Annotated in this window: 9 protein-coding genes and 1 riboswitch; of the genes, 8 read left to right on the top strand and 1 reads right to left on the bottom strand. The window is 73.7% G+C overall.

Annotation, left to right across the window (positions count from 1 at the left end; translation table 11 throughout):
* Positions 1-38: 38 nt before the first annotated feature.
* Positions 39-153: riboswitch (SAM riboswitch) on the top strand.
* A 37-nt stretch (positions 154-190) separates the two neighbouring features.
* The 5 genes from QSK39_RS25505 to QSK39_RS25485 are packed head-to-tail and all read left to right on the top strand — an operon-like array spanning position 191 to position 4,361.
* Positions 191-1,549, top strand: a complete 1,359-nt coding sequence (locus tag QSK39_RS25505) for an aminotransferase class V-fold PLP-dependent enzyme (protein WP_285480354.1) — start codon at positions 191-193, stop codon at positions 1,547-1,549.
* Between the two features lie 16 nt (positions 1,550-1,565).
* Positions 1,566-2,162 (top strand): hypothetical protein, encoded by a 597-nt coding sequence (locus tag QSK39_RS25500; RefSeq protein ID WP_285480353.1) that lies wholly within the window; start codon positions 1,566-1,568, stop codon positions 2,160-2,162.
* Complete coding sequence (locus QSK39_RS25495; RefSeq protein ID WP_285480352.1) at positions 2,162-2,788, top strand: hypothetical protein; 627 nt, start codon at positions 2,162-2,164, stop codon at positions 2,786-2,788. Before QSK39_RS25500 ends, QSK39_RS25495 begins: the two co-directional genes overlap by 1 nt.
* A 23-nt stretch (positions 2,789-2,811) precedes the next feature.
* A complete protein-coding gene (gene lspA / locus QSK39_RS25490; protein WP_502873307.1) occupies positions 2,812-3,435 on the top strand; it encodes a signal peptidase II in 624 nt (207 codons plus the stop codon).
* A complete protein-coding gene (locus QSK39_RS25485) occupies positions 3,432-4,361 on the top strand; it encodes an RluA family pseudouridine synthase (protein WP_285480351.1) in 930 nt (309 codons plus the stop codon). The genes lspA and QSK39_RS25485 overlap by 4 nt, the downstream gene beginning before the upstream one ends.
* Here the strand turns inward: QSK39_RS25485 and QSK39_RS25480 are convergent.
* A complete protein-coding gene (locus tag QSK39_RS25480; RefSeq protein ID WP_285480350.1) occupies positions 4,358-5,365 on the bottom strand; it encodes an Lrp/AsnC family transcriptional regulator in 1,008 nt (335 codons plus the stop codon). The genes QSK39_RS25485 and QSK39_RS25480 overlap by 4 nt on opposite strands.
* 235 nt (positions 5,366-5,600) lie before the next feature.
* Between QSK39_RS25480 and QSK39_RS25475 the strand changes: the two genes are divergently transcribed.
* From QSK39_RS25475 to fahA, 3 genes are read left to right on the top strand one after another with little or no spacing between them, the layout of a single operon-like run.
* A complete protein-coding gene (locus QSK39_RS25475) occupies positions 5,601-10,574 on the top strand; it encodes a DUF885 domain-containing protein (RefSeq protein ID WP_285480349.1) in 4,974 nt (1,657 codons plus the stop codon).
* The gene (locus QSK39_RS25470) at positions 10,571-10,702 is read left to right on the top strand and encodes a hypothetical protein (RefSeq protein ID WP_285480348.1); all 132 of its coding nucleotides are present in this window, start codon (positions 10,571-10,573) and stop codon (positions 10,700-10,702) included. The genes QSK39_RS25475 and QSK39_RS25470 overlap by 4 nt, the downstream gene beginning before the upstream one ends.
* Positions 10,699-11,904 carry a fumarylacetoacetase gene (fahA, locus tag QSK39_RS25465; protein ID WP_285480347.1) on the top strand — a complete coding sequence of 402 codons (1,206 nt, stop codon included), beginning with the start codon at positions 10,699-10,701 and terminating at the stop codon, positions 11,902-11,904. Before QSK39_RS25470 ends, fahA begins: the two co-directional genes overlap by 4 nt.
* Positions 11,905-11,916 lie beyond the last annotated feature (12 nt).

Raw genomic sequence — 11,916 nt, 5'->3', positions numbered from 1 at the left:
TTGGCCGGCGGCGGCGTTCTCGGTTACCTTCTGGCTCAGGTCATGAGTGCCAGCGCGAAGCCCCGGCTTGCTGGCCGGCAACCCTCCTACCGCGGTGGGGTGCCCCGGGTGAAGACCGGGCCGGTCGCGTCGTGCGACGGGCAAGCGCGGGCCCCTCGCCGGGGTCCCCCGGACCGCCGAGGAGGCACCGATGACTCTCGCCATCGACCGCACCAGCACGATCACCGAGCCGGCTTTCACCGCCGAAACCGTTGTCGCGCACGAGATCCCGGCCGTCGCGGGTGCCGCCCTGCGAGTCCCGCTCGTCACCGGGGAAACCATCGGCTACGCCAACCTCGACCACGCCGCGAGCGCCCCCTGTCTGGACGCCGTCCGCGCCAAGGTCGACGAGTTCCTGCCCTGGTACGCCAGCGTCCACCGCGGCGCCGGCTTCGCCTCGCAGGTCTCGACGCGCCTTTACGAGCGCACCCGCGACGTCCTGCGCCGCTTCGTCGACGCCCGCCGCACCGACACCGTCGTGTTCACCCGCAACACCACCGACTCCTTCAACCTGCTCGCCCGCAGCCTGCCCCGGCACACGACGGTGGTCGTCTTCGACACCGAGCACCACGCCGCGCTGCTGCCGTGGCAGGGTCCGAACGTCCGGCGGATCCCGACCCCGCGCACCCGCCTCGCGGCAGTGTCCGCTGTGGACGAAGCCCTCGCGGATTCCCCGCAGGGACCGCGGTTGGTCGTCGTCACCGGAGCGTCCAATGTGACCGGTGAGCTCCTGCCGGTGGCGGAGATCGCCGCCGTGGCGCGCCGGCACGGCGCCCGCATCGCGCTCGACGCCGCCCAGCTCGCCCCGCACCGCCGGATCTCGATCAAGGAACTCGACGTCGACTACGTCGCCCTGTCCGGCCACAAGCTGTACGCGCCCTTCGGCGCGGGTGCGCTGATCGGCCGTGCCGACTGGCTGCGCGCCGCCAGGCCGTACCTCGCCGGCGGCGGCGCGACCAAGCTCGTCACCGAGGACGCGGTCGTCTGGAACACCGGGCCCGAGCGCCACGAAGCCGGCTCGCCCAACACCGTCGGGGTGTACGCGCTCGGCGTCGCGTGCGAGACCCTCAGTGAGAACTGGGACGCCGTCGTGGCGCACGAGCAGGCCCTGCTCACCCGGCTGCGCAAGGGACTCGAGGGCATCCCGGGCTGCGCCGAGCTGCGGTTGTTCGACGCACCGGTCGACCGCGTCGGCACGCTCAGCTTCGTCCTCGACGGCTTCGACCCGGGCTGGGTGGCGGCGGTGCTGTCGGCCGAGTACGGCATCGGCGTGCGCGACGGGGCGTTCTGCGCGCACATCGCGGCCAAGCGCCTGATCGGCGTCACCGGCGGCGACGGGCAGCAGGCGATCCGCGTCAGCCTCGGCCTGGGCAGCACGGAGGAGCACGTCGACCGCGTCGTGCTGGCGCTGCGCCGGATCGTCGCGCGCGGGGCCCGCTGGGAGTACGCGAAGGTGGACGGCCGCTGGGCCCCGGTCGGCGACCCGCGGGAGCTGCCGCCGTTCTGCTGAGCGTTAGCCTGGGCCGATGGGGAGAGGGTCGCGGTCCTGGTTTCCGTTGGCACTGCTGGGGATCGCGCAGGTCGCCATGGCGGCGGTGCAGCTGCTGTCGCGCCGCAGCGCCGCCGAAGGCGAGTCCGCGAACCTGCTCCTCGGGCCACCTTCGGCCGGTGCGCCGGAGTACAGCCGCGCGCAGTGGCTGAGCCAGGACGCCTTCTACTCGCTGGGCCGGGGACTGCCGACCGGCCTGCTCTGGCTCGGCGCACTCGGCGTGGTGCTCGTCGGCACGGCCGTCTGGTACGCGGTCGTCCGGCGGTCCGTCCGCACCGGGTGGTTCGTCCTCGGCACGCTGGGCGCGCTGGTGGCCGTTCCGCTGCTCGACCTGGTCGGGTCGTGGCAGTTCCGCCTCGGCGACGGGGTGCGCGGTCCGCTGCTGGCCACGCTCGGCCTGCTGGTGCTCGCCGCGTACGAGCGCAGCCGGCTCGTCCTGCTCACCGCGTTCGTCTTCGCGGTGATCGCGGTGGTGCTCTCGGCGGACATCGTGGGGGTGCTCCTGTCGGCGGCCGTCCTGCTCGCCGCGGCGTTCGCGGTACTGCTGCGCCGGGCACCCGATACCCTGCCGTGATGGGGAACGAGCGACGCTGGTGGTTTCCGTTGGCGGCACTGGGGTTCGCGCAGCTGATCATGGTGCTCGCCGAGCTGCTGCCGGGGGAGAGCCTCGCCGCCGGTACCTTCACGGACCTGCGCGCGCTGCCGATGAGCCGGGCGAACGAGCTCGCCACCGGCACCATCGGCGGTACCGGCAGTACGAGTGTCGCCGTCGCCGTCTACGCCGGCCCGACGAGGTCGGCCACCCTCGGCTGGCTCGTGGCGCTCGCCTGCGTCGTGGCCGCCGTCGCCGGCTGGTACTGGCTGGACCTGCGCCGCGCCGGAACGCCGCCGCGCACCGCCCGGTTCGCCTGCGGGACCCTCGGTGCCCTGCTCGCCGTCCCGGTGCTCGACCTGGTCGGGATGCTGCAGTTCCGGCTGGCCGGGGACGTGCGCGGCGCGCTGCTGGCGACCCTCGGGCTGCTGCTGCTCGCCGGGTACGAGCGCAGCCGGTTCGTCCTCGCCGTCGCGGGGGTGTTCGCGCTGGTCACCGTGGTCCTCCTGCCCCCGGTGGCCGGGGCGCTCACCGCGGCGGCGGTGCTGTTCGGGGCCGCGTTCGCCGTGCTCCTGCGCGGGCCGGTCACCGCCGCCGACACGCTCTGACCATCGCCGTGGAGAATGGGGTGGTGAGCACCGACCCCAGCCACTCCGAACCCGACACCGCCGCGCCCGAAGAAGCGGTGCCCGAGACCCCGGCGAAGCCGCTGCCGAAGCGCCGCGTGGGCTGGGTGTTCGCCGTCGCGGTCGTGTTCTGGGCGATCGACCTGGTGACGAAGAACCTGGTCGCGGCCAACCTCGAGGGCAAGGAGCCGGTCCGGATCCTCGGCGGCCTCATCTACCTGCAGGTGATCCGCAACCCGGGCGCCGCGTTCTCGATGGCCACCGGCATGACGTGGGTGCTCGCGCTGGTCGCGCTGGCCGTCGTCATCGCGATCGTCTGGCTGTCGCGGCGGCTGCGCTCGATCGGCTGGGCCATCGGGCTCGGCCTCGTGCTCGCCGGCGCCACCGGCAACCTCACCGACCGCATCTTCCGCGCGCCCGGCGGGCTGCAGGGCCACGTCGTCGACTTCATCTCGGCGTTCGCCCCGAACGGCAAGGGCTTCGCGATCTTCAACATCGCCGACTCGGCGATCTGCGTCGGCGGCGCGCTGATCGTGCTGCTGTCCCTGCTGGGCAAGGACTACGACGGCACGTCGACCAAGGACAAGAAGAAGGCCGAGCCGGAGAAGCAGCAGGAGGAGCAGGCGTGAGCTCGCGGATGCTCCCGGTGCCCGACGGGCTCGACGGGATGCGGGTCGACGCCGGCCTCGCCAAGCTGCTCGGGCTCTCCCGCACGGTGGTCGCCGAGCTCGCCGAATCCGGTGCGGTGCTGCTGAACGGCCGGCCGGCCGGCAAATCGGACCGGCTTACCGCGGACGGCCTCCTGGAGGTCACCCTGCCGGAGCCGGCGAACCCCGTCGAGGTCGTCGCCGAGCCGGTCGAGGGCATGCAGATCCTCCACGACGACGACGACATCGTCGTGATCTCGAAGCCGGTCGGCGTCGCGGTGCACCCGAGCCCGGGCTGGACCGGCCCGACGGTCGTCGGCGGCCTCGCCGCGGCCGGCCTGCGGATCGCGACGTCGGGCGCGGCCGAGCGCCAGGGCGTCGTGCACCGGCTCGACGCGGGCACGACCGGCGTGATGGTGGTGGCCAAGAGCGAGCACGCCTACACGGTGCTGAAGCGCGCGTTCAAGGAACGCACGGTCGACAAGGGCTACCACGCGATCGTCCAGGGCCACCCCGACCCGACTCGCGGCACGATCGACGCCCCGATCGACCGCCACCCGCGCCACGACTACAAGTTCGCGGTCGTCCAGGGCGGCCGCCCGAGCGTGACGCACTACGAGGTCGTCGAGGCGTTCCGGGCGGCGTCGCTGGCGCACATCAAGCTCGAAACCGGGCGGACGCACCAGATCCGCGTCCACTTCTCGGCGCTGAAGCACCCCTGCGTCGGCGACCTCACGTACGGCGCGGACCCGGTCCTGGCCCGTCACCTGGGCCTGAACCGCCAGTGGCTGCACGCGAAGACCCTGGCGTTCGCGCACCCGGCCGACGGCCGCTGGGTCGAGTTCGAGTCGGAGTACCCGGACGACCTCGCGAACGCCCTGAAGATCCTGCAGGACGAGAGCTACTAGTCTTCGATCGACCAGATGAGCGTGCGCTCGTCCGGTTCCGGCCGCGGGCTCCAGCGCACCGACACCACCCGCGTCGCGTCCGGGAGGACGTAGACCGTGTGGCCGCCCAGGGTTTCGCCGGGCTGGACGCCGATCTTGTGCGGCGGCCGCGACGTCAGCGACACCGGGGCCTTGCCGATCGCGGTGCCGTCGGCGGCGAGCAGCTCGAGGTAGTTGTCCGGCAGCGACACGAACGGGATCGCCCCGCGGTTGGTGATCTCGGTGTGCACGACCACCGAGCGTTCGCCCTCTTCCAGGCGGTAGCCCGCCGCGCTGAACAGGTAGTCCGCCGGGTCCTGGACCTCCAGCAGCTGCACCGACAGCTGCTCGCCCTCCAGGCCCTGGGTCTCCAGCACCTCGCGGAGCCGGCCCTGCTTGCCGCCGGCCGGGGCCGCGGGACGGGCGGGCTCGTCGCCGCGGGCCCACGACGCCGTCTGCGGCAGGCCCCAGGTGCTCACCACCGGGTCCACCGGCGCCGGCGGCGGGGCGAACTGCTGGGGCGGCCGCTGCTGCGGCGGCCGGGGCGGCGGGCCCGGGTACTGCCCGGACGGCGTCCCCTGGACGGTGTACGGCCCGGACGGCGCCCCTTGGACGGTGTACGGCCCCGAAGGCGCGCCCTGCACGTTGTACGGGCCGGACGGCACCCCGTGCGGGCCCGGCGGCGGCATCGGCGGCTGCTGCGGCGCCGGCTGCTGCGGCACCGGCTGGGACGGCGGGGGCGGGAACTGCTGCGGCGGCCGGTTAGCCCACGACGGCGGCGAGCCCGCGATCGCCGCCCGCAGCCCCTGCGGGTCGCTCTCGACGCCGACGAGCAGCGGCAGCCCGCTGCCGGACAGCGCCACCAGCCGGTAGGCGACCTCGCGCGGATCCATGCCGACCTTGGCCGCCAGCTCGTGCACCGCCGTCTTGCCGAGGTCGGCGAGGGCGGCGAGCAGGCGGGTATCGACGGGATCGGTCACGGCCACCCGCTGAACGCTACCGTCTCGCCGGAGCGGCCGCGCCGAGGTGGTCCGCCCCCGGCGAACAGCGCGGCGTTCTTGTCGGTGATCTCCGTTTCCGATCCGGCCAAAGGTAGGCCGGCCCCTCGAGCGGTACGTGCCATTGCCACGAAATCCATCCGGCCGTGGCTGTGGTCGGATCGGAAACGAACGGCACAGTAGGGTCGGCCTGGAGCACATCACCGACGCTGGGGGTCCTGCCATGACCGCGGTCACCGAACTCGCGGACGAGTTCGTCGAAGCGCTGTTCGCCGCCGATCCGCTGACGCCCGCGCTGCTAGGTGTCCGCCCGGCCGAGCCCGGCCTGCCGGACCTGTCCGCCGGGGCCGAGCAGGCGCACCGGGCCCGGCTCGCGGAGTTCGCCGAGCGGGCCCGCGCGCTGCCCGCCGACGGGCTGTCCGCCGAAGACCGGGTCACCCGCGAGGTCCTGATCGCCACGGCCGAAGACCGCGTCGCGTCGATCGACAGCCGGATGGCCGACTACACGGTCACCGACATCATGGTCGCGCCCGCGGCCTCGCTGCTCATGGCGCTGCCGATGACGACCGTGACGGCGGGCGAGGCCGCGGAGGCCCAGCTCGGGCGCCTGGCCGCGGTCCCGGAGTACCTGCGCCAGGCCGCGCGGCGGCACGCCGAGGGCATCGCCGACGGGCTCGTCCCGGTGGCGCACCTGGTCGAGGCCGCGATCGCGCACCTCGACCGCTACCTCGCCGCCCCGGACGCGGACCCGCTGCGCCGCCAGCCGGCGCCGGACGAGGAGTTCGGCCGCCGGCGCGACGAGCTGCTGGCCGACGTCGTCCGCCCGGCCTTCGCCGAGTACCGCGCATTCCTCGTCACCGAGGTGCAGCCGCACGGGCGTCCCGCCGACCGGCCGGGCCTGAAGTGGCTGCCCGGCGGCGAAGAGGCGTACGCGCGGCTCGCGAAGGTGCACACGACCACCGACCGCAGCCCGGAAGAGCTGCACCGGATCGGCCTCGACGTCATCGACTCCCTCGCCGCCGAGTACCGCGAGCTGGGGCAGAAGGTGTTCGGCACCGACGACCTGGCCGAGATCTTCGAGCGCCTGCGCACCGACCCGGCCCTGCGCTGGAGCAGTGGTGACGAGCTCCTGGACACCGCGCGCACGGCCGTCGCCCGGGCCGCCGCCGAGGCCCCGAAGTGGTTCGGCCGGGTCCCCGCGGAGCAGTGCGCGGTCGAGCCGGTCCCGGCGGAGACGGCGCCCGGCGCGCCCGCCGCGTACTACCTGCGCCCGGCCGCCGACGGCTCCCGGCCCGGCATCTACTTCGCGAACACCCACGAAGCGGGCGAGCGGTTCCGGCACACGGCCGAGTCGACCGCGTTCCACGAGGCCGTGCCCGGGCACCACTTCCAGCTCAGCATCGCCCAGGGGCTGACCGAGCTGCCGCTGTTGCGCCGCATCGGCAACTTCACCGCCTACACCGAGGGCTGGGGGCTCTACAGCGAGCGCCTCGCCGACGAGATGGGCCTCTACTCCGACGACGTCGCGCGGCTCGGCATGCTGACCGGCGACTCGATGCGGGCGGCCCGGCTGGTCGTCGACACCGGCCTGCACGCGCTGGGCTGGAGCCGGCAGCAGGCCGTGGACTACCTGCTGGAGCACACGCCGGAGGCGCGCGTCGAGGTCGAGTCCGAGATCGACCGCTACATCGCGTGGCCGGGCCAGGCGCTCGCGTACATGGTGGGGCGCCTGGAGATCCAGCGGATCCGCACCGGCGCCGAGGAGCGGCTCGGGTCCCGGTTCGACATCCGCGCGTTCCACGACCTCGTGCTCGCCGGCGGCGCGCTGCCGCTGTCGGCGCTCGCCTCCGCCGTCGACGACTGGGTGGCCGGGCACGGCGACACGGCCAACGGCCTGGCCGCCGAGCTCGTCGAGCTGACCTTCGAACAGGAGCCGCTGTACCCGTCGGTCTTCGGCCTGCCCGCCGACCACGACCGGCTCGCCGACCAGACCCGGGCCGCGCAGGAGCGGTACCTCGCCGCGTTCCGCGACCTGGCCGCCCGCGCCCGGGCACTGCCCGCCGACAGCCTGTCCGCGGAAGAGGCCGTGACGCGCGAAGTCGTCGTCGCCTCCGCCGAGGTCGAGGCCGACCGGCTCGGGGCCCGCAGCGCCGACATCGCGGTCAGCGACGGGCTGACCGCGCCCGCGCTGGGACTGCTGCTGTACCTGCCGTACTACCAGCTCGACGACGAGAAGAAGGCCCGCGGCTACCTCGCCCGGCTCGGCGCGATCGGCACGTTCCTCGAGGAGCTGACCGAGCGGCAGCGGGCGAGCCTGGCCGACGGGCTTGTGCCGGCGGCATACCTCGCCCGCGTGGGCGTGGAGTACATCGAGCGTTACCTCGCCGCGCCGGACAGCGACCCGCTGAAGGTGGGCACGACGGCGGCCGTCGAAGGCTTCGAAGCCGAGCGCGACCGGCTGCTCGCCGAGGTCGTCCACCCGGCTTACGCCCGCTACCGCGACTTCCTGCGCACCGAGGTCGAGCCGGTCGGCCGGCCCGACACCGCGCCCGGCATCGGCCACGTGCCGGACGGGGCGGAGCGGTACGCCGCGCTGATCCGCGCGGAGACGACGACCGAGCGCACGGCCCAGGACCTGCACGACACCGGCCTGGCGATCATCGAGCAGCTCGGGGCGGAGTACCGCGAGCTGGGGCAGAAGGTGTTCGGCACCACCGATCTCGCTGAGATTTTCGAGCGCCTGCGCACCGATCCGGCGTTGCGCTGGCGTGACGGCGAGGAGCTGCTGTCCGCGGCCCGGGACGCCATCGCCCGCGCGGAAGCCGTGGCGCCGCAGTGGTTCTCGCGCATCCCGGCGGAGAAGTGCGAGGTCGCGCCGGTGCCCGAGGCCGACGCGGCGAGCGGCACGATCGCCTACTACCTGCAGCCGTCGCTCGACGGTTCGCGGCCGGGCACCTACTACGCCAACACCCACGAAGCCGACAAGCGGCCGCGGTTCACCAGCGAGGCGATCGCGTTCCACGAAGCCGTGCCGGGCCACCACTTCCAGCTCAGCCTGGCCCAGGAGCTCAAGGACCTGCCGCTGCTGCGGCGGATCGGCATGTTCAACGCCTACGCGGAAGGCTGGGGGCTCTACGCCGAGCGGCTCGCCGACGAGATGGGCCTGTACTCCGACGACGTCGCGCGGCTGGGCATGCTGACGCAGGACTCGATGCGGGCGGGCCGGCTGGTCGTCGACACCGGGATGCACGCCCTGGGCTGGAGCCGGCAGCGGGCGATCGACTTCCTCGTCGACCACACGCCGATGGCGCGGATGGAGATCGAGGCGGAGATCGACCGGTACGCCGGCTGGCCGGCCCAGGCTCTCGGGTACATGGTGGGGCGGCTGGAGATCCAGCGGCTGCGCGCCGAGGCCGAGGCGGCGCTCGGCGACCGCTTCGACATCCGGGACTTCCACGAAGTCGTGCTGGGCCACGGCATGCTGCCGCTGCCGGCGCTGGCCAAGGTCGTCACCGACTGGGTCGCGAGCCGGACCGACACCCCGGACTCGCTCGCGGACGAGTGCCTGGCGCTGATGTTCGAGGCGCAGCCGCTGCTGCCGTCGCTCTACGGTCTCCCCGGCACGCACGACCGGCTCGCCGACCAGTCCGCCGAGGCGGGCGCCCGGCAGCGCGCCGGGTTCGCCGGCTTGATCACGCGGGCCGAAGCACTCGACGCGGCGGCGCTCTCGCCCGCCGAGCGCGTGACGCGGGACGTCGTGATCTGGCAGGCACGCACCCAGATCGACCTGCTGGATTCGGGCCGCGCCGACATCGCGGTGAGCGACGGGCTCGCCGCGCCGGCGCTGGAACTGCTGATGGAGCTGCCGCAGACGGTGCTCGACGACGAGGCCAAGGCCCGCGGCTACCTCGCCCGGCTCGGCGCGATCGGCCCGTACCTGGACCAGGTGATCGAGCGGCAGCGGGCGGCGCTCGCCGAAGGCCGCACGCCGCCGGAGTTCCTGGCGCGCATCGGTGTCGGGTACGTCGAGCGCTACCTGGCGGCTCCGGAAGCCGATCCGCTGAAGGTGCCGGTCCACGGGCTCGAGGCCGAGCGCGACCGCTTGCTGACCGAAGTCGTGTACCCGGCGTACGCGCGCTATCGCGACTTCCTGGCCGGCGAAGTGGTCCCGGTCGCGCGGCCGGAGACGTCACCGGGCATCGGCGACCTGCCCGGCGGGCCGGAGCGCTACGCGGCGCTGATCCGCGCGGAGACGACGACCGAGCGCACGGCCCAGGACCTGCACGACACCGGCCTGGCGATCATCGAGCGGCTGGCGGGGGAGTACCGCGAGCTGGGGCAGAAGGTGTTCGGCACCACCGATCTCGCGCAGATCTTCGAGCGGATCCGCACGGACCCGGCGTTGCGCTGGCGCGACGGCGACGAGCTCCTGCACGCCGCCCGGCAGACGATCTCGCGGGCGGAAGCCGTGGCGCCGCAATGGTTCTTGCGCGTGCCGGAGCAGAAGTGCGAGGTCGCGCCGGTGCCCGCCGCGGAGGCCGCGAGCGGCTCGATCGCGTACTACATCGACCCGTCGCTCGACGGTTCGCGCCCGGGCACGTACTACGCCAACACGCACGAGGCGGACCAGCGGCAGCGGACGCTGGGCGAGTCGGTGGCGTTCCACGAAGCCGTGCCGGGGCACCACTTCCAGCTGACGCTCGCGCAGCAGCTCACCGGCGTCCCGCTGCTGCGGCGGATCGCGATGTTCAACGCCTACGCCGAAGGCTGGGGGTTGTACGCGGAGCGGCTGGCCGACGAGATGGGCCTGTACTCCGACGACGTGTCGCGCCTCGGCCTGCTGACGCAGGACTCGATGCGGGCCGCGCGGCTGGTCGTCGACACGGGGTTGCACGCGCTGGGCTGGAGCCGGCAGCGGGCGGTGGACTTCCTGGTGGAGAACACGCCGATGGCGCAGATCGAGATCGAGGCGGAGATCGACCGCTACGCGGGCCACCCCGGGCAGGCGCTCGGCTACATGGTGGGCCGCCTGGAGATCGAGCGCCTGCGCGCCGAAGCCGAGCAGGCGCTGGGCGACCGGTTCGACATCCGCGAGTTCCACGACACGGTGCTGGGCAGCGGAACCCTGCCCCTCCCGGTCCTGGCGGACGTGGTGGCCACCTGGGTGGCGGCCCGCTCCCAGGGAGCCAAGGAGTGACCACCGGCGGAAAACACCGTGTCGACCCGCTGATCACGCGTGTCGACCCGGCAATCACGCGTGTCGGCCCCACGATCACGCGTCAGGCGACCCGGCCCGGCCCGGATGACGAGGAGCAGCAGACGTGACCTGGCTCGACCTCGCCGACGATACCCCGTTCGGCCTGGACAACCTGCCCTACGGCGTCTTCTCCGTCGGTGGCGCGCAGGAGCGGCGGGTCGGCGTGCCCGTCGGCGAGCAGGTCCTGGACCTGACCGCCGCGGCCGCCGAGACCGCTGCAGCCTTCGCGCCGCTGCTCACCGACGGCGTCCTCAACCCGCTGCTGGCCGCCGGGCCCGACACCTGGCGGGAGGTCCGGGAGAGCGTCCGGACCTGGCTGACCGAACCCCGGTACGCCGAGTCGCTGCGCCCGCACCTCGTCCCGCTGAGCGAGGTGACCACGCACCTCGCCTTCGAGGTCGCCGACTACGTCGACTTCTACTCCAGCGAGCAGCACGCCCTCAACGCCGGCCGGATCTTCCGGCCCGACGCCGCGGAGCTGCCGCCGAACTGGAAGCACGTCCCGATCGGCTACCACGGCCGGGCGGGCACGGTCGTCGCGTCGGGCACGCCGGTCGTCCGCCCGCACGGGCAACGCAAGCCGCGCAACGCCGACGCTCCGTCGTTCGGCCCGTCGCAGAGGCTGGACATCGAGGCGGAGGTGGGGTTCGTCGTCGGCGTCCCGTCCACGCCCGGCACGCGAGTGTCCACTGAGGACTTCGCGGACCACGTCTTCGGCGTCTGCCTGGTCAACGACTGGTCGGCCCGCGACATCCAGGCCTGGGAGTCGCAGCCGCTGGGCCCGTTCCTCGGCAAGTCGTTCGCGACGTCGGTGTCGCCGTGGATCGTCCCCCTCGCGGCGCTGGAGCACGCGCGGGTCGACGGCCCGCCGCAGGACCCGGAGCCGTTCGAGTACCTGCGCACCGGCGAGAAGTGGGGGCTGGACCTGGCGATCGAGGTCCGGCTCAACGGCCACCTCGTGTCGAGCCCGCCCTTCGCGACGCAGTACTGGACGGCGCCGCAGCAGCTGGCGCACCTGACGGTCAACGGCGCGAGCCTGCGCACGGGCGACCTGTACGCCTCGGGCACGGTGACGGGCCCGGACCGCGACCAGCGCGGCTCGCTCCTGGAGCTGTCCTGGGGCGGCCGCGAGCCGCTGGACCTCCCCGGCGGTGAGCAGCGAACGTTCCTGGAGGACGGTGACGAGGTCGTGATCAGCGCGACGGCCCCCGGCCCGGCCGGCACCCGCATCGGCTTCGGCGACGTCCGCGGCACGGTGGTCCCCGGCTGAACACCCGCCTAT

It is taken from the genome of Amycolatopsis sp. NBRC 101858 (genome assembly GCF_030269325.1).
Taxonomy (GTDB): Bacteria; Actinomycetota; Actinomycetes; order Mycobacteriales; family Pseudonocardiaceae; genus Amycolatopsis; species Amycolatopsis ponsaeliensis.
The sequence above is the reverse complement of the archived record's forward strand: the minus strand, read 5'-3'. Positions and strand labels throughout refer to the sequence as shown.

Bases quoted from the DNA above. Each gene is read 5' to 3' on its own strand.
- QSK39_RS25505 (WP_285480354.1), top strand. From the start codon at position 191: ATGACTCTCGCCATCGACCGCACCAGCACGATCACCGAGCCGGCTTTC.
- QSK39_RS25500 (WP_285480353.1), top strand. From the start codon at position 1,566: ATGGGGAGAGGGTCGCGGTCCTGGTTTCCGTTGGCACTGCTGGGGATC.
- QSK39_RS25495 (WP_285480352.1), top strand. From the start codon at position 2,162: ATGGGGAACGAGCGACGCTGGTGGTTTCCGTTGGCGGCACTGGGGTTC.
- QSK39_RS25475 (WP_285480349.1), top strand. From the start codon at position 5,601: ATGACCGCGGTCACCGAACTCGCGGACGAGTTCGTCGAAGCGCTGTTC.